This is a genomic window from Streptosporangium sp. NPDC053982 (assembly GCF_055585205.1).
Genome location: NZ_JBVJKQ010000017.1, coordinates 180,466 through 196,867 on the forward strand (window position 1 = coordinate 180,466; position 16,402 = coordinate 196,867).

Consider the following 16,402-nt stretch of genomic DNA (forward strand, 5'->3'; position numbering starts at 1 on the left):
GTGCGCAAGCCCCGGCCCTTCCGGGTCTCGCGGGTCTTGACGGGGCGCTTATACGCCCGGCGGCAGGCTGACAGGGCGACCGGGCCAGAGCGAATCGGTTGGCCGACCTGCCCAAAACCAAATTGATCTGGAAAAATAGTTCCTCACCGCCTCCCCAGCCCCTTCGCCCCCAGCTCCGTCCCCCGGAAGGAAGCCCCTCATGTCCCCCCGCGTCCGGCGACTCACCGTCACGCTCGGCGCGCTGTTCGCCGCCTGCGTGACGCTGGTGGCCGCGTTCGCCGGGAGCGCGGGAGCGGACGCGGTGGCCTCCCCCTGGGCCGGCACGCCCAACGGCATCACCTCCGTCACGCTGACCAAGACCGACGCGGACATGAAGCGGATCGCGGAGTACTGGAACCCGGACCGGCTGAAGAAGGCCCAGGACAACACACCCGCCACCCCCGAGGTCAAGCCCAGCGGCGGCTCCACCTCCAGCGCGTCGGCGTCCCCGGCGTCCAGCGCGACGGCGAGCGCCACCGCGACGGCCGCGGGCGGGATGCCCATCCCCGCCGGGGGCGCCGCCGTCCCCGCGGCCGGAACGAGCTCCGGGAGCGCGAAGACGACCAAGGACGCCACGTCCTCCGTCGTCAGCCCCAGCTTCCCGAAGAAGAAGCAGCAGACCGGCGGCAACCCGATCACCGTCGGCAAGGTCTTCTTCCGGATCGGCGACAAGGACTACTGGTGCTCCGCCTCGTCGGTGGCCGCCGCCAACCACCGGCTGGTCGCGACGGCCGCGCACTGCACCTATGACGCCAAGCAGGACAGGTTCGCCGAGTACTGGATCTTCATCCCCGGTTACGCCGACGGCGGCACCCCGTACGGCATCTACGTCGGGCACACGCTCAACCTGCACTCCAAGTTCATCGCCCAGGGCGACTACGACTACGACTACGCGTTCATCACCGTGCACGACGGGTTCCGCTGGAAGCCCGGCAAGACCGCCGGCGCCTACACGATGGAGGACGTCGGCGCGCTGGAGGACAACGTCGGCGGGCAGGGACTGATGGTCAACCGCGGCGTCGGCCTGTCCACCTTCGCCTTCGGCTACCCCGCGGCCCCGCAGATCGACGGCAGCAGGCCGTACGACGGGCGGACGATGAAGCGGTGCGACGGGCGCACCTACCGGGCCAACGCCCCGGCCCGCCTCGTGGACCGCGGCATCGCGTTCCGCTGCGGGTTCACCGCCGGGGCCAGCGGCGGCCCCTGGCTGGTCTACTACGACCCCGCCAACGGCGTCGGCTACCTCAACGGCGTCAACAGTTTCGCCTGGGACACCGACACCGACAAGAAGTACGACCGCATCTCCTCGCCGTACTTCATGGCCTCGACATACGTCGTCTATCACTGGGCCGCGCACCAGACCGCGAGCTGAGTCCCGAGGGGGCGGATGAGGGGGATCCGCCCCCTCCGCCTGCCGGATCTTGGTAGGTTTCTTCCTTGTCTTCCCGCAGTTTCCGGATCATCCGGAAAACGGTGCAGCACAAGGAGCATGTCTGTGAAGCGTTCCCTCCTCCCCCTCGGCGGCGCCGCGCTCGTTCTCGGCCTGCTGGCCGGTGGCACGGCCGGCACCGCCCAGGCAGCCCCCGACTGGGCCACCGACTCCATGGCGACCAACAACGCCTCGGCCGTCTCGGTCATCAACTTCTGGGCCGCCTCGAACTTCGCCGCCCTCAAGAGGGCCACGGCCTACAACCCCGACCCCGGCGGCGTGAAGATGAAGGCGGGCGGCGGCTTCTCCGCCGACGGGCGCCCCGGCAGCGTCGGCCCGACCGGCTCGGAGAGGCCGGCCCAGACCCGCGTCACGAACGTCAACCTGCCCCGCACGGTCGGCAAGGTGTTCTTCGTCGTCAACGGCCAGTACCGCTGGTGCACGGCCACCTCGATCCAGTCGAAGTACCGCAACCTCGTCGCCACCGCCGGTCACTGCGTCTACGACCCGGAGACCAACAGCGACACGATGAGCAAGTGGGTCTTCGTCCCGGGTTACTACCAGGGCAAGGTGCCGTGGGGCATCTACGTCGGCAAGACCGCCTACACCCACTACGACTTCGCCAACTACGAGGACTACGACAAGGACTACGCCTTCGTCACCGTCTTCAACGGCGTGGCCTTCGACGGCGTCAACAAGGTCAGCCGGGGTGACTTCCAGAAGTTCACCGGTCCCAAGTGGGGCGGCGGCGGCCAGTACTACATTCTGAAGTCCAAGGACGTCGGCGCGCTGGGCGACAACGTCGGCGGCCAGGGCGTCACCTGGAACCAGCCGACCGGCAAGCCCGTCTACGCCTTCGGCTACCCCGCGGCCCCGCACCCCGACGGCGACAAGCCCTACAGCGGCGTGACGCCCAAGTACATCTACGGCAAGCCGTCCGGCAAGGTCTATGTCTCCCCCGAGCACAAGGTCGAGGAGCACATGGGCCTCAAGGGTTCCTTCACCCCGGGTGCCGATGGCGGCCCGTGGCTGACGCAGTACAGCAGCGGCCGGCGCCTCGGCTACGTCAACGGCGTCACCAGCCTCTTCGGCGACCAGGACAAGAACGACCGCTACGACCTGATCACCTCGCCGTACTTCGACGGCGAGACGGCCGACATCTACCGCCAGGCCGCCAACGTGTGGTCCGGCAAGATCGTCGGCCCGAACGGCGAGCTGTACCGGTAGGCCACCCGCCTCTCGGGGTCCCTGGCGGGCTCTGAGGGCGCTTCTCCACCCCATCCACGGGACCTGGCAGAGATCTTCTGCCGGGTCCCGTCGGCGTTTCCGGGGGGTCGCACGACGGGTTTCCCGGTTTCCCGGCGGATTCCGGGGCCTCGGGCGGGATCCGGGGTTCCACGGCGGCGTCCGGGAGGAGCGGGATCGGGCCATCCCTCCACAGAAAGCGGACTTTTGGCCATATAGAGGACGAACCAGAGAGAGCCAAAAGGCAAGATCTTGGGGGTTGGAGGTCCGCGCGGGGTGGGGATCGGGCGCGTTAGACGTGGTTCGGCCGGATTCGGTGCCATCGGTTCCATGTGATCTGCGTCACATTGGCATGATCACGGTCCGCGACCGGACACTCACCCCGCTTGGACCACGTCCGCGACGAGATCATGACTATCTGCGGAAACAGGTCCGGCAAACCCCAACCGTCACAACGGTTTCATCGCGCGGCGAAGGTAACAGAACGGTCTCGGCACCGCTCACACCCTTCTTACCCACCAAAGCGGCTTCCGATTCACAAGATCCGCCCTGTATGTTTCTGGCTATCCCTTTACTGACGCATGGGACGCAAGAAGCGTTCCACATCAGACCAAGGAGTTTCCCTTGAAGCGCATCCTCCTCCCCGCCGGTGGCGTCGTCCTCGCCTCCGGCCTGCTGGCCGCCGGCCTCGCCGGTACCGCCAACGCCGCTCCCGACTGGGCCTCCGACACGATGGCCAAGGACGCTCCCGCCGCGACGGAAGTGGCCGAGTTCTGGCTCGCGAAGAACGGCGACACGATCAACCTGGCCAAGGCCACTCCCTACACCTGGGAGACCAAGGCCACCCCGCAGCTGAAGGCCGGTGGCGGTTACACCGCTGACGGCAAGCCGGGTCTCGCCGCCCCCATCGGCGAGGAGAAGAAGACCGCGGCCAAGGTCAAGAACATCAACCTGCCGAAGACCATCGGCAAGGTGTTCTTCGAGGCCCCCGACGGCAGCCTGAAGTGGTGCTCCGCCACCTCGGTGCAGTCGAAGTACCACAACCTCGTCGCCACCGCCGGCCACTGCGTCTACGACGACAAGGCCAACGGCAGCGTCATGAACAAGTGGGTCTTCGTCCCGGCCTACTACCAGGGCAAGGCTCCCTTCGGCGTCTACGTCGGCAAGACCGCCTTCACGCACTACGACTACTCCGTGTTCAACGACCGCGACCGCGACTACGCGTTCGTGACCGTTTACAACGGTGTCCAGATCGGTGGCGGCTCGGCCAAGGAAGTCTCCAAGGCCGAGTACGACAAGTTCGAGGGCAAGAAGGAGGTCAAGGAGGAGGTCGTCAAGGACTTCGAGACCTTCGACCGCCTGACCCAGAAGGGCGCCCAGGGCGAGGTCCGCAAGGTCGACGCCTCGGACGAGGTTGGCCCGCAGCACCAGGACGCCAAGGCCGCTCCGGTCGAGGTCGACAAGTGGGCTTTCGAGAAGGCCCCCGCCCTTGAGCGTGGCCAGGACCCCCACTCCCGTGACCCGCGTAACCGTCCGGCGCCCGGCACCAAGTGGTACAGCCACAAGGAGAACGTCACCAAGGCGACGTACGACGCCTACACCGGCCCCGGTTACAAGGAGGTCGTGAACGGCAACTACATCATCACGCACTTCTACGTGGTGAAGTACGTCAAGGAGAGCGCGTCCGTCCAGTACGTGATCTTCCACTACGTCATCGCCGACGGCTTCATCAAGGACGCCGGCAAGCTGGGTGACAACGTCGGTGGCCAGGGTGTGGCCTGGAACCAGAAGACCGGCCAGAAGGTGTTCGTGTTCGGCTACCCGGCCGACGCGCACCCCGACGGCAACAAGGCCTTCACCGGTGTCACGCCGAAGTGGTGCTACGGCACCACCTCCGCCAAGGTGTACGTCTCCGCGGCCGAGAAGGTCGAGGAGCACGTGGGCCTGAAGTGCTCGATGACCCCGGGTGCCGACGGCGCTCCGTGGCTCATCAAGTACAACAACGCCAAGCGTCTCGGCTACGTCAACGGCGTGACCAGCCTGTTCGGCGACCAGGACAAGAACGGCCGCTACGACCTGAGCACCTCCCCGTACTTCGACGGTGAGACCGCGACGGTCTACAACCAGGCCAACGCTGTGTGGTCCGGCTCGATCGTCAAGTAAGTCTGACGATCACCTGAGCTAGGGGGTCCAAACCTCAAGCTCACCTGCTCCACCTGAGGGGCCCGGCTCTTGCCGGGCCCCTCAGTCTTTTCTCGCCCCATCTAGTTCGGGTCGTCCTCGGCTTCTCCGGCCCCGAGCCGCCCGAAGACCCGCCCTCGGCGCGCCCGTCAGACCGCCGCCGCGCTCCCGGTCCGCTCCCCCAGTTCCCTCACCACGCTCTCCCCCGCGAACGGCGCGAACCTCCGCCGCAGGTCGTCCGCGTACGACCGGCTGCGCGCCGACTGGAGGTCGCGTGACAGCTCCAGCGCCTCCCCCGCCGCCGAGCACGCCTGCTCCAGGTCGCCGCTGCGCAGCCATCCCGCCGCGAGCAGGGACAGGTTGAACATCCGCCCCCGCACGTACCGCCCGTCCATGTCGAGCGACCGGGTGGCGTGCCGTACGGTGGCCGGGCCGTCGCCCAGGTCGCGGAAGCAGTGGGCGAACTTCGCCGCGAGGTACGCCTCGTCGAAGTAGGAGATCCAGCCGGGCTCGTCGGCGCCCCGGCGGCGGTCGAAGGCCAGTTCGGCCTCGTGCAGCGACGCGGCGCACGCCGTACGGTCGCCCTTGACGGCGTGGGCGTGCGCCTCCATCACGTGCGCCTCGGCGAGCAGGGTGAAGATCCCGGCGCGGCGGGCCGAGAGCTGGGCGGCCCGCGCGAGGTCGAGGGCGTGCGCCGGCTGCCCGACGTACACCGCCTGGTGGCTCATCCCGGCGAGGATCTCCCCGCCGAGGCCGTGGTCTCCGGCCTCCCTGGCCAGCCGGAGCGCCTGGATGAGGTAGCGCTGGGCCAGGCCGTGCCGTTCCAGATCGTAGGCCATCCACCCGGCCAGCCGGGTCAGCTCGGCCGCGGCGGACGCCAGGGCCCGGCCGGTGGTCTCGCCGTAGGAGCCGTCCGACAGCAGCGGGGCGACCGCGGTGTCGAGGTACTTCACGACGGCGGGGCGGATCCGGCCGCCGCCGAACCTGTTGTCCAGCTCGCCGAAGGAGCGGGTCACCTCCCGGATGGCCGCGATGTCGGCCGTGCCCACCCGCCGGTGGCCGCCCGCGGCGGGGGCGGACTCCAGCGGGAGGGTCAGCCAGCGCAGCGCGCCGGTCGAGCCCGCCCCGACCGCGAAGGCCGAGTCGATCAGGAACCTGCGTCTCTCCACGTCTCCGTGCCACAGTGCCGTCACGGTCGTGATCGCCTCCTGCCAGGTATGGGGGAACTCCTGCCCGGGGGCGTCGGCCCCGCGGGACGGCCTCGGGCGGATGAACCCCGCCTCTGCCATGAGCCGCCGAAGTGAGTGGTCGGGCCGGTGTGTCATCGCTCTCCTGCCGTGAGCACCGCTGAGCACCCGTGCGCGCCGCACATGCCGCGCGCCGCGGAGACGGCCACGGGAGCACGGCGCGGGTGCCGGACGGGCACGGCGTGGGCACCGCGGGGGCGCCGGGAGGGTTCGCACCCCGTGCCGGTCTCCGCCCCTCCCGCACGTCTTGCCGAGATAGTGACGGAGCGCTCTGTTTATAGCACGTTCCGTTACCGACTTTTAGGGATTCCGGGGAACATCCGCCGAAGGGGAACATCCGCCGAAGAAGAACGTCGGCTGAAGGGGACACCGGCCGATGGGGAATCACCGCTGAGGGGGACACGGCCGAAGGGGGAACGTCGGCCGAAGCCGTACAGCGCGCACGACGCGTACAACGCGCGACGCCCCCCGCCGGTCGGGCGGAGGGCGTCGGGTCGAGGGAACCGCCGGGGGTCTACCGGCGGGCGACCCCGTCGAGCCGGGCCTGCGCGGCGACCGCGGCGGTGACCGCCGGGGCGACCCGCTCGTCGAACGGGCTGGGGATGACGTAGTCGGCCGCGAGGTCGTCGCCGACCACCGCCGCCAGCGCCTCGGCCGCGGCGACCTTCATGTTCTCGGTGATCGCGGTGGCGCGGACGTCGATCGCCCCGCGGAAGACGCCAGGGAAGGCCAGCACGTTGTTGATCTGGTTGGGGAAGTCGGAGCGGCCGGTCGCCACCACCCGGGCGTACTTCGCGGCGATCTCCGGGTAGATCTCGGGCGTCGGGTTGGACAGCGCGAAGACGATCGAGCCGGGCGCCATGGAGGCGACGGCCTCCTCGGAGACGGTCGATCCTGACAGGCCCACGAACACGTCGGCGCCCGCCAGGGCGTCCTCGGTGGAGCCGCGCAGGCCGGCGCGGTTGGTGTCGCGGGCCAGGGCCTCCTTGACCGGGTTCAGCCGGTCGCGGCCGTCGTGGATCAGGCCGCCGGAGTCGGCGACCGCGAGGTCGCCGATCCCGGCGTCGAGCAGCATGCGGCTGACCGCGACGCCGGAGGCGCCGGCCCCGGCGACGACGGCCCGCAGCTCGCCCAGGGAGCGGCCGGTGAGCCGGGCGGCGTTGCGCAGCGCGGCGAGCACGACGATGGCGGTGCCGTGCTGGTCGTCGTGGAAGACGGGGATGTCGAGCAGCTCGCGCAGCCGGGCCTCGACCTCGAAGCAGCGGGGTGCGCTGATGTCCTCCAGGTTGACGCCGCCGAAGGAGGGCGCCAGGCGGGCGACGGTCTGGACGAGCGCGTCGACGTCGGTGCAGTCGAGGCAGATCGGCACCGCGTCGACCCCGGCGAACTGCTTGAACAGCAGGGCCTTGCCCTCCATGACCGGCATCGCGGCGGCCGGGCCGATGTCGCCGAGGCCGAGGACGGCGGTGCCGTCCGAGACGACGGCGACGACGTTGGGCACCCAGGTGTAGTCGTCGGCGAGCTCGGGGCGTTCGGCGATGGCGCTGCAGACCCGGGCCACGCCGGGGGTGTAGGCGAGCGCCAGGTCGGCGGCGTCGCGGACCGGGACGGTGGAGCGGACCTCCATCTTCCCGCCGCGGTGCAGGGCGAACGCCGGGTCGAGATCGAGGCGGTCGGGAGATTCGACGGAAAGCGAGGATGGCGTGACGGCCAAAGCGACCCCTGTGGTTCAGTCGGACGGAAGGACTTGTTCCTACGTGGACGGTGCGGAAGCAGCCCGGCCCGGCTTCGGTGGCAGCCCGGGGCCTGCTTGCCGGAAACACTCGTCCGGAGGGTTCGGGGGTCACCCGTCGCTCGATTCTGCCACATCGCCGGGCCGCGAATGGTGACAGATAGCGCTTAGTTTGTTTCGCATGGTGGCGGCCGTGACAGCGTGTAATACTCGAACCCCTGCACATCGCTTACAGCAAAGACGGACCACCGGTGGATCTGACCTCCTACGCCGAGCTGGCTGTGCTGCTCATCAACAGCCCCGACCGACTGACCGGAATGGACGGGCTCCGGTCCGTCCTCGAAGAGGGCAACCGCTACCGCCCCGGTTGCCGCATCATGCGAAGCGACCTCGACGCCCTGCGCGACCTGCGCGAGGAGCTCGTGGCCGTGTTCGAGACCGCCGCGCTCGGCGACGAGCAGGCGGTCGTCGACCGGCTCAACTCGCTGCTCATCCAGCACCCCGTCCAGCCGCAGATCTCGGGCCACGACGGCGAGCGCTGGCACCTGCACCTCACCGAGGGCGGGCGGATGGCCGACCAGTACGCCGTGGGCGCGGTGATGGGCCTGGCCACCATCGTCACCGACCTCGGGGTGGACCGGCTGGGCCTGTGCCAGGCCGCGCCGTGCCGCCGTGCCTACCTCGACACCTCCTCCAACCGCTCGCGCCGCTACTGCTCCGAGCGGTGCGCCAGCCGGGCCAACGTGGCGGCCTACCGGGCGCGCAAGAAGGTCAGCGGCCAGTAGCGCAGCACCACCCCGCCGACCAGCAGCTCGGGCGGCAGGGCGCCGAAGTCCCAGCTGTCGCGCCGTCCCGGGGCGCGCTGGTTGTCGCTCTCCAGCCACCACCGCCCGTCGTCCTGGCGCCAGGCGGCGCGCTTGACGATCAGCCGCTCCGGGTCGTCCGGCAGCCGGGCGACGACGAGGCCGCCCTGCCGTACGGCGGCGCCCCGCCGTACCCAGAGCCAGTCCCCGGGGCGCAGGGCGGGCAGCATCGAGTCTCCCTCGACACGCACTCTCATCGGTCTCCTCCCCCTGCCGCGCCGGGAATTCCGAGGCGAGTAAGGTCTGTTGTGGACCATGCCTAATCCAGCATCAAGGAAGGATTTTCCGATGCTTGCACGACTTCTGCGACCCAAGCACGTGGCGTCGGCGCACTGCGACCTGCCGTGCGGCGTCTACGACCCGGCCCAGGCTCGCATCGAGGCCGAGTCGGTCAAGGCGATCATGGAGAAGTACGCCGCGAACGACGACCCGGTCTTCCGTACCCGCGCGCTCATCATCAAGGAGCAGCGGGCCGAGCTCGTCAAGCACCACCTGTGGGTCCTGTGGACCGACTACTTCAAGCCGCCGCACCTGGAGACCCACCCCCAGCTCCACCAGCTGTTCTGGGAGGCCACCAAGCTGGCGGGCGCGGCCGGCGGCAAGGGCACGGTCGACCCGGCGCAGGCCGACGAGCTGCTCGGCAAGATCGACGAGATCTCCAAGATCTTCTGGGCGACCAAGGCCGCCTGAGCGGATCACCGCTGGTCGGACCACCTCAGGCCCCGTGCGACGCGTGTTCGCACGGGGCCTGACCTGTTGGGATGTCCCATTCAGGTGTCTTAGGGTGTTCTTGAGGTGCTAATTCGCCCCGATCGCGAGTCCAAACGGACCGCTCACCCCGGAGGGGCTGTAGGTTGCAGTCAGCGACTCTGCGAGGAGGAACGTGACCGAACACACCGAGACACCCGCTGTCGGCATGGGCGGGATCCGTGACGTGGTGAGCGTCCGGTTGCCGGCGGCGAGTGCCTATCTGTCCGTGCTGCGTACGGCCACCGCCGGGCTGGCCGCACGGCTGGACTTCACGCTGGACGAGATCGAGGATCTCCGGATCGCGGTCGACGAGGCGTGCGCGATGCTGCTGGGCGAGGCGGTGCCGGGCACGGACCTGACCGCCGAGTTCGAGCTCACCGGTCAGGTGATGCAGGTCCGGGTCGAGGTCAGCACGGTCGGCGGTTCCGCGCCGAAACGCGATGACTTCGCCTGGATGGTGCTCACCGCCCTGACCGACGACGTCGACGCCGTAACCGACTCCCCCGACCGCATGGCGATCGTGCTACGCAAGCGCCGAGGCGCGGCGAGGCCGGCGTGACGGAAAGGACTCGTGCCATGGCCGCCAGCGATCACGCGGTACCCGACCGGGTGCGCGCGCGCCTGCTCTTCGCGGAACTGGCGGAGTTGACCCCCGACGACTCGCGGCGCCAGCGTATCCGCGACGAGCTCGTGGAGCTTCACCTGCCCCTGGTGGAGTACCTCGCCCGCCGGTTCCGCAACCGGGGCGAATGGCTCGACGACCTGACCCAGGTCGCCACAATCGGCCTGATCAAGTCGATCGACCGTTTCGACCTCGACCGCGGGGTGGAGTTCTCCACCTACGCCACCCCGACGATCGTGGGCGAGATCAAGCGGCACTTCCGCGACAAGGGCTGGGCGGTGCGCGTGCCGCGCCGGCTCCAGGAGCTGAAGCTGTCGCTGACCAAGGCGATCAGCGAGCTGTCGCAACGGGAGGGCCGCGCGCCCACGGTGAGCGAGCTCGCGGCCTTCCTGAAGATGTCCGAGGAGGAGGTGCTCGAAGGGCTGGAGTCGGCCAACGCCTACTCCACGGTCTCGCTCGACGCCCCGGACTCCGGTGACGACGACGCGCCCGCGGTGGCCGACTCGCTCGGCATCGTCGACGACTCCCTGGAGGGCGTCGAGTACCGCGAGTCGCTGAAGCCGCTGCTCGAACGGCTGCCGCCGCGCGAGAAGCGGATCCTGCTGCTGCGGTTCTTCGGCAACATGACGCAGTCGCAGATCGCCACCGAGCTCGGCATCTCCCAGATGCACGTCTCGCGGCTGCTGGCCAGGACCCTGGCGCAGCTCCGCGAGGGCCTGACCGCCGAGGACTAGGAGCGCGAGACCGGCCGGCAGGGGGGTCAGTCCGGCCGGTCGTCCCCGTAGAGGGCGTGGGTCGTCGGCGGGGACAGCAGCGTGACCAGTCCGGCCAGCGCCGCGGCGACGAGCGGGACGCCCATGGCGCCCTGGCCGGACTGGATCAGCGTGATCGCGACAATCGCGGTGAAGATCTGCGCCACCACTCCGGGGCCGCGCGCCCACCTCTGGCTTCCCAGCAGGCCCCACGCCACCCACAGCAGGGCCGCGCCGACGGCGATCCCGAACCCGGCGACGAAGAGGGAGCTGACGGTGTCGGACGGCTTGCCGATCACCGTCTCGACGCCGACGTAGCCGCCGAGGATCAGGGCGAGGATTCCTTCGAGCGCCACGACGACGGCGGCGACGGCGAGGGTGACGGGGCGGTTGGGCACGTCCCAACCCTATCGCCGGGCCGTCCCGGTCCCCCTTTCCCCGTCATAACTCTCGTATCGGCGGATACGCTGGCGTTATGCGCGCCCTCCTCCTGGTGAATCCCAAAGCGACGACGACCAACCGGCGGACGCGCGATGTGATCATCAGGGCGCTCGGCGCGAGCCTGGACCTGACCGTCGAGGAGACCGGCTACCGCGGCCACGCCGCCCTGCTCTCCCGCAAGGCCCGCGAGTCGGGGTACGACGCGGTGGCCGTCCTGGGTGGCGACGGCACGATCAACGAGACGGTGAACGGCCTGCTGGACGACCCCGGCGACCTCCCGGAGCCGCCGGGGACCCCGGAGCCGCGGGCGCCCCGCACCTCGGCCGACCGGCCGGCGCTGCTGGTGATCCCCGGGGGGAGCGCCAACGTCTTCGCGCGGGCGCTCGGCCTGCCCAACAGCCCGGTCGAGGCGGCCGGCGCGGTGCTGGAGGCGCTGCGCGAGGGGCGGCGGCGGACCGTCGGCCTCGGGCACGCGTCCTGGAACGGCGAGAGCCGCCACTTCACCTTCTGCGGCGGCATGGGGTACGACGCCGAGGTGATCCGGGCGGTCGAGGGGCTGCGCGGCACGGGATACCGGGCCACCCCGGCCCGCTACGTGAACACCGCGCTGCGGCACTACCTGTCGACCGACCGGCGGCGGCCCGCCATGTCACTGGAGGGTCCCGGGGTGCCGCCCGCCGAGGGCGTCTTCCTGGCGATCGTCTCCAACACCTCGCCCTGGAGCTACGTGGGGTCCCGGCCGGTCTGCCCGACCCCGTGGGCGAGCTTCGAGACCGGCCTCGACATGCTGGGGCTGCGCCGGCTGGGCCTGCCGACGATGCTCGACCTGATGCCGCAGATCCTCGGCCACCGCGAGAACCTGCCCGTCGGCCGCCATTTGGTGCAGTTGCACGACGAGAGCGAGTTCACGCTCACCGCGGAGCGGCCGGTGGCTTTCCAGCTCGACGGCGACTATCTGGGGGAGACGGAGCGGGTGACCTTCCGTTCCATCCCGGACGCGTTACAAGTCCTGGTCTAAATAGTTACATAGCGTAATTGTGTGACGCATCCGACATGCACGGGCGGCAAAACATTCGGGCAAACCTCTTGCGTGTACTGAGCGTGGCTGACAATCTCAACAGTGACGTCGGAACGTAGGACCTTTGAGCGGACACCTCGCTCCCAGGCCACCGGCGGTCGAACGGACACGCCCCGAACCGAACAGGGTCCGGGTCACTGTTCGCCATGGTTAGTGAAACTCTTCACAAAGTGAGCCGACGGAGCCGCGGCAAGGGGCTCCTCTTACGAAGGAGTGGACGCATGGACTGGCGCCACCGCGCTGCCTGCCGTGACGTGGACCCCGAGCTGTTCTTCCCCATCGGCAACACGGGCCCCGCTCTCATGCAGATCGAAGAGGCCAAGCAGGTGTGCAACACCTGCCCGATCATCGACGCCTGCCTGAAGTGGGCCCTGGAGTCCGGCCAGGACGCCGGAGTCTGGGGCGGCCTGAGCGAGGACGAGCGCCGCGCCCTCAAGCGCCGCACCGCCCGCGCCCGCGTCCGCAGCGGCGCCTGACCGACCCTTCCCAGGGCGCCTGACCGATCCTTCTCAGGCCGCGGGCAGGGGGATGTCGAGGGTCACCTCCGTCCCCCCGCCCGGCCTGGGATCGATGGCCAGCCGCCCGGCCAGCTCCCCGACCACCAGCGTCCGGACGATCTGCAGGCCCAGGCTGGTGGTCGACTCCGGGTCGAACCCCTCCGGCAGGCCGCGTCCGTCGTCCGAGACGACCACCCGCAGCCGCTCGTCACCCCGTGACACGATCACCTGGAGCAGGCCCGGCCGGTTGGCGAACCCGTGCTGGACGGCGTTCTGCAGCAGCTCGGTGAGGACCATCGCCAGCGGCGTGGCCACCTCCGAGGGCAGCACCCCGAACGCCCCGACCCGGCGCGGCGTCACCTTCGCCTCCGTGGCCGCCACCTCCCCCGTCATCGCGATCACACGGTCGGCGATGTCGTCGAAGTCGACCTGCTCCTCGGGCGTGTGGGACAGCGTCTCGTGCACGATCGCGATCGACCCGACCCGGCGCACCGCCTCCTCCAGCGCCTCCCGGCCCTCCGGCACCCGCAGCCGCCTGGCCTGGAGCCGCAGCAGCGCGGCGACCGTCTGCAGGTTGTTCTTCACCCGGTGGTGGATCTCCCGGATCGTGGCGTCCTTGGTCATCAGCTCCCGCTCGCGCCGCCGCAGCTCGGTGACGTCGCGGATGAGCACCAGCGCGCCGATCCTGCCGCCGCCGACGACCAGCGGGATCGCCCGGAGCTGCACGACCGTGCCGCCCGACTCGACCTCGGTCTCCCGGGGCTCGCGACCGCTTGCCACGATCATCAGGTTCTCGTTGATCGGCTCGTCCGAGTAGCACAGCGCGGCGGTCGTCCGGCCCAGCTCCGCCCCGACCAGATCGGCGTTGAGGCCGAGCCGCCGGTAGGCCGACAGCGCATTGGGCGAGGCGTAGGTGACCCGGCCGGCGCGGTCGAGGCGGAGCAGCCCGTCGCCCACCCGGGGCGAGCGCACCAGGATGGGCTCGGCCCCGGAGAACGGGAACCGCCCCTCGGCCACCATCTGGGCCAGGTCGGAGGCGCTCTGCAGGTAGGTCAGCTCCAGCCGGGACGGGGTGCGCGCCGACGACAGGTTCGTCGAACGCTGGATCACGCCCAGGAAGTGGTCGGACCGCCGTACCGGGATGGTCTCCTCACGGACCGGGACGCCGCTCGACCAGTCGGGGTCGCCCTCCCGGCAGATCCGGCGCTCGTTCCACGCCGTGTCGATGAGCGGGCGCTCGCCCTTGCCCACCGTCACCCCGACGATGTCGTCGTGGTAGACGGTGGGGCCCGTGGTGGGGCGCATCTGGGCGATCGCGATCCACCCGGAGGCGTCCCGCAGCGGGATCCACAGGATGAGGTCCGCGAACGACAGGTCGGCCAGGAGCTGCCAGTCGGAGACCAGCGAGTGCATCCACTCGATGTCCGCTTCGTCGAGCGCGGTGTGGCGAACCGCCAGGTCGCTTAGAGTCGGCACTCGTGCATCATGCGTTCTTTGCCGGTCCGAACGCGAATCGGGCGGGTCCGGCTGGAAGGATTCCTCCATGGAGCAGAGCCCCCGGCACGTCCCGGACCCGCTCGCGCGGCTGCGCTCGGCGGCTGAGGACCGCGAGGCGGCCGGGCTGAGGAGGGCCCTGCGCCCCCGCACCCCGGACGACGACGGCATGATCGACCTGGCCTCCAACGACTATCTCGGCCTGGCCAGGGACGCCCGGCTGGCCGAGGCCGCCGCGGAGGCCGTCCGCGCCTGGGGCACCGGGTCCACCGGCTCCCGCCTGGTCACCGGCTCCACCGCGCTGCACGCCGAGCTGGAGGCCGCCCTGTGCGACTTCACCGGCTCCCCGGCCGCGCTGGTGTTCTCCTCCGGCTATCTCGCCAACCTCGCCGCGGTCGCGGCCCTGGGCCGGGACGCGCTGGTGGTCTCCGACGCCGGGAACCACGCCTCCATCATCGACGCCTGCCGTCTGTCGCGCTCGCGGGTGGCCGTCACCCCGCACGGCGACGCCGAGGCGGTGGACAAGGTCCTCGCCGGCCGGACGGAGGAGCACGCGGTCGTGGTCACCGACGCGCTCTTCTCCGTCGACGGCGACCTCGCCCCGCTCACGGCACTCCACGAGGCCACCGTACGGCACGGCGCGCTGCTCGTCGTCGACGAGGCCCACTCGCTCGGCGTGCTCGGCCCCGGCGGCCGGGGCGCGGTGTACGAGGCGGGTCTGGCCGGTGAACGTAACGTTGTGAAAACGATCACACTCTCCAAGTCCCTGGGATCCCAGGGAGGGGCCGTGCTCGGCGCCCCCGAGGTGATCCAGACCCTGCTGGACACGGGTCGCCCGTTCATCTTCGACACCGGTCTGGCGCCCGCCTGCGTTGCGGCGGCACTCGCCGCTCTGGATATCCTTCGGAACCAGCCCGAACTGCCCGGACGCGTGCGAGCCAGGGCGAGGGAGCTGGCCTCTGCGGCCCGCGAACTCGGCCTGGAGACGAACGACCCGGCGGGTGCGGTCGTCCCGATCGTGCTCGGCCATCCCGAGACGGCGCTTCGGGCCGCCCTCATCTTCGCGGACCACGGAGTGCGCGCCGGATGCTTCCGGCCGCCCTCGGTGCCGGTCGGCCGCTCTTGCCTGCGGCTTACCGCGCGGGCCAATCTGACTTCCGATGAACTTGCGGTGACCGGGGACGCACTCACCGCCGTGGCCGAGACGAAGGTGACCATGTGAGTGAGCGAAGCGGACGGGTCCGGCGGGCCCGGTGTCTCGGGCACGCCCGTTCCACGCCGTCCGGCGAGGTGCTGCCGTGACGGACGACTCTCCCCGGATCCCGAAATACTACGACGTCAAGCGCAACCTGCTCACGCTCACCAAGACCCTGCCCGCGGGCAGCGCGCTGCCCCCGGAGCGGACGCTCGCCGTACGCTTCGAGACCTCCCGTACCACCGTGCGCCAGGCCCTGTCGGAGCTGGTGGTCGAAGGCCGCCTGGTGCGCATCCAGGGCAAGGGGACGTTCGTCGCGCACCCCAAGGTCGCCCAGGTCCTCCAGCTCACCTCCTACACCGGTGACCTGCGGACCGTCGGCCTGGAGCCGGACACCAAGATCCTCGACATCAGCTACGTGACCGCCGACGAGCCGCTGGCCCGCCGCCTGGCGATCAACCCCGGCGGGCGGGTGCTGCGCATCCACCGGCTACGCCTGGCCAACGGCGAGCCGATGTCGATCGACACCACCCACCTGTCGGCCAAGCGCTTCCCCCGGCTCCGGCGCGAGATGGAGGTGCACTCCTCGCTGTACGAGACGCTGCACAACGCCTACAACGTGCGGCTGACCGACGCCGAGGAGATCATCGAGACCGTGCTGGCCACGCCGTACGACGCGCAGGTGCTGGGGGTGGACGTCGGCCTGCCGATGCTCCTGCTCACCCGGCACGCCTTCGACGCCGAGGGCAACCCGGTGGAGTGGGCGCAGTCCCTCTACCGGGGAGACCGCTACAAGTTCGTCACCCGGCTGCGCCGCCCCTGACCGCCCGCCCCGCA

At 70.2% G+C, this 16,402-nt stretch carries 16 protein-coding genes; 11 read left to right on the plus strand and 5 right to left on the minus strand.

Annotated features, from left to right (window positions below; genetic code table 11):
* The first annotated feature begins 199 nt into the window (after positions 1–199).
* The 3 genes from ACZ6W9_RS29645 to ACZ6W9_RS29655 all read left to right on the plus strand — a co-directional run bounded on the left by ACZ6W9_RS29645 (position 200) and on the right by ACZ6W9_RS29655 (position 4,876).
* Positions 200–1,411 (plus strand): trypsin-like serine peptidase, encoded by a 1,212-nt coding sequence (locus ACZ6W9_RS29645; RefSeq protein ID WP_470120676.1) that lies wholly within the window; start codon positions 200–202, stop codon positions 1,409–1,411.
* A gap of 117 nt (positions 1,412–1,528) precedes the next feature.
* On the plus strand, positions 1,529–2,695 hold the full coding sequence (locus tag ACZ6W9_RS29650; protein ID WP_389959375.1) for a trypsin-like serine peptidase: 1,167 nt from the start codon (positions 1,529–1,531) through the stop codon (positions 2,693–2,695).
* A gap of 642 nt (positions 2,696–3,337) precedes the next feature.
* Positions 3,338–4,876: a trypsin-like serine peptidase gene (locus ACZ6W9_RS29655; RefSeq protein WP_470120678.1), complete on the plus strand. Its 1,539-nt coding sequence runs from the start codon at positions 3,338–3,340 to the stop codon at positions 4,874–4,876.
* Between the two features lie 167 nt (positions 4,877–5,043).
* On the opposite strand, the gene ACZ6W9_RS29660 is transcribed toward ACZ6W9_RS29655, so the two are convergent.
* The gene (locus tag ACZ6W9_RS29660) at positions 5,044–6,219 is read right to left on the minus strand and encodes a hypothetical protein (protein ID WP_470120680.1); all 1,176 of its coding nucleotides are present in this window, start codon (positions 6,217–6,219) and stop codon (positions 5,044–5,046) included.
* A 436-nt stretch (positions 6,220–6,655) separates the two neighbouring features.
* A complete protein-coding gene (locus ACZ6W9_RS29665; protein ID WP_389959366.1) occupies positions 6,656–7,855 on the minus strand; it encodes an NAD(P)-dependent malic enzyme in 1,200 nt (399 codons plus the stop codon).
* Positions 7,856–8,124: 269 nt separating this feature from the next.
* Between ACZ6W9_RS29665 and ACZ6W9_RS29670 the strand changes: the two genes are divergently transcribed.
* Positions 8,125–8,658: a CGNR zinc finger domain-containing protein gene (locus ACZ6W9_RS29670; RefSeq protein ID WP_362934946.1), complete on the plus strand. Its 534-nt coding sequence runs from the start codon at positions 8,125–8,127 to the stop codon at positions 8,656–8,658.
* Here the strand turns inward: ACZ6W9_RS29670 and ACZ6W9_RS29675 are convergent.
* Entirely contained in the window at positions 8,625–8,933 is a 309-nt protein-coding gene (locus tag ACZ6W9_RS29675; RefSeq protein WP_362934943.1) for a S24/S26 family peptidase, read from the minus strand. The genes ACZ6W9_RS29670 and ACZ6W9_RS29675 overlap by 34 nt on opposite strands.
* 91 nt (positions 8,934–9,024) lie before the next feature.
* Between ACZ6W9_RS29675 and sodN the strand changes: the two genes are divergently transcribed.
* The 3 genes from sodN (at position 9,025) to ACZ6W9_RS29690 (ending at position 10,842) form a co-directional block, all read left to right on the plus strand.
* On the plus strand, positions 9,025–9,426 hold the full coding sequence (gene sodN, locus ACZ6W9_RS29680; RefSeq protein WP_470120683.1) for a superoxide dismutase, Ni: 402 nt from the start codon (positions 9,025–9,027) through the stop codon (positions 9,424–9,426).
* A 193-nt stretch (positions 9,427–9,619) separates the two neighbouring features.
* Positions 9,620–10,045 (plus strand): ATP-binding protein, encoded by a 426-nt coding sequence (locus ACZ6W9_RS29685; protein ID WP_373287403.1) that lies wholly within the window; start codon positions 9,620–9,622, stop codon positions 10,043–10,045.
* 17 nt (positions 10,046–10,062) lie between these two features.
* Positions 10,063–10,842 (plus strand): RNA polymerase sigma factor SigF, encoded by a 780-nt coding sequence (locus ACZ6W9_RS29690; protein WP_389959361.1) that lies wholly within the window; start codon positions 10,063–10,065, stop codon positions 10,840–10,842.
* A 26-nt stretch (positions 10,843–10,868) separates the two neighbouring features.
* On the opposite strand, the gene ACZ6W9_RS29695 is transcribed toward ACZ6W9_RS29690, so the two are convergent.
* A complete protein-coding gene (locus ACZ6W9_RS29695) occupies positions 10,869–11,258 on the minus strand; it encodes a hypothetical protein (protein ID WP_470120686.1) in 390 nt (129 codons plus the stop codon).
* Between the two features lie 77 nt (positions 11,259–11,335).
* Here ACZ6W9_RS29695 and ACZ6W9_RS29700 point away from each other — a divergent pair, with 77 nt between their 5' ends.
* Both ACZ6W9_RS29700 and ACZ6W9_RS29705 read left to right on the plus strand, forming a co-directional pair.
* Positions 11,336–12,319, plus strand: coding sequence for a diacylglycerol/lipid kinase family protein (locus ACZ6W9_RS29700; protein ID WP_470120688.1), 984 nt, complete (start codon positions 11,336–11,338; stop codon positions 12,317–12,319).
* Positions 12,320–12,600: 281 nt separating this feature from the next.
* Positions 12,601–12,855 (plus strand): WhiB family transcriptional regulator, encoded by a 255-nt coding sequence (locus ACZ6W9_RS29705; RefSeq protein ID WP_362934931.1) that lies wholly within the window; start codon positions 12,601–12,603, stop codon positions 12,853–12,855.
* Positions 12,856–12,888: 33 nt separating this feature from the next.
* Here ACZ6W9_RS29705 and ACZ6W9_RS29710 read toward each other — a convergent pair whose 3' ends face one another.
* Positions 12,889–14,352 carry a histidine kinase N-terminal domain-containing protein gene (locus ACZ6W9_RS29710; protein WP_362934928.1) on the minus strand — a complete coding sequence of 488 codons (1,464 nt, stop codon included), beginning with the start codon at positions 14,350–14,352 and terminating at the stop codon, positions 12,889–12,891.
* A 67-nt stretch (positions 14,353–14,419) separates the two neighbouring features.
* Here ACZ6W9_RS29710 and ACZ6W9_RS29715 point away from each other — a divergent pair, with 67 nt between their 5' ends.
* A complete protein-coding gene (locus ACZ6W9_RS29715) occupies positions 14,420–15,592 on the plus strand; it encodes an 8-amino-7-oxononanoate synthase (protein ID WP_389959355.1) in 1,173 nt (390 codons plus the stop codon).
* A gap of 76 nt (positions 15,593–15,668) precedes the next feature.
* Positions 15,669–16,388, plus strand: a complete 720-nt coding sequence (locus ACZ6W9_RS29720) for a GntR family transcriptional regulator (protein ID WP_362934922.1) — start codon at positions 15,669–15,671, stop codon at positions 16,386–16,388.
* The last annotated feature ends 14 nt before the right edge of the window (positions 16,389–16,402 follow it).

Bases quoted from the DNA above. Each gene is read 5' to 3' on its own strand.
- ACZ6W9_RS29715 (WP_389959355.1), top strand. From the start codon at position 14,420: ATGGAGCAGAGCCCCCGGCACGTCCCGGACCCGCTCGCGCGGCTGCGC.
- ACZ6W9_RS29645 (WP_470120676.1), top strand. From the start codon at position 200: ATGTCCCCCCGCGTCCGGCGACTCACCGTCACGCTCGGCGCGCTGTTC.
- ACZ6W9_RS29650 (WP_389959375.1), top strand. From the start codon at position 1,529: ATGTCTGTGAAGCGTTCCCTCCTCCCCCTCGGCGGCGCCGCGCTCGTT.
- ACZ6W9_RS29690 (WP_389959361.1), top strand. From the start codon at position 10,063: ATGGCCGCCAGCGATCACGCGGTACCCGACCGGGTGCGCGCGCGCCTG.
- ACZ6W9_RS29700 (WP_470120688.1), top strand. From the start codon at position 11,336: ATGCGCGCCCTCCTCCTGGTGAATCCCAAAGCGACGACGACCAACCGG.
- ACZ6W9_RS29705 (WP_362934931.1), top strand. From the start codon at position 12,601: ATGGACTGGCGCCACCGCGCTGCCTGCCGTGACGTGGACCCCGAGCTG.
- ACZ6W9_RS29660 (WP_470120680.1), bottom strand. From the start codon at position 6,219: ATGACACACCGGCCCGACCACTCACTTCGGCGGCTCATGGCAGAGGCG.
- ACZ6W9_RS29675 (WP_362934943.1), bottom strand. From the start codon at position 8,933: ATGAGAGTGCGTGTCGAGGGAGACTCGATGCTGCCCGCCCTGCGCCCC.
- sodN (WP_470120683.1), top strand. From the start codon at position 9,025: ATGCTTGCACGACTTCTGCGACCCAAGCACGTGGCGTCGGCGCACTGC.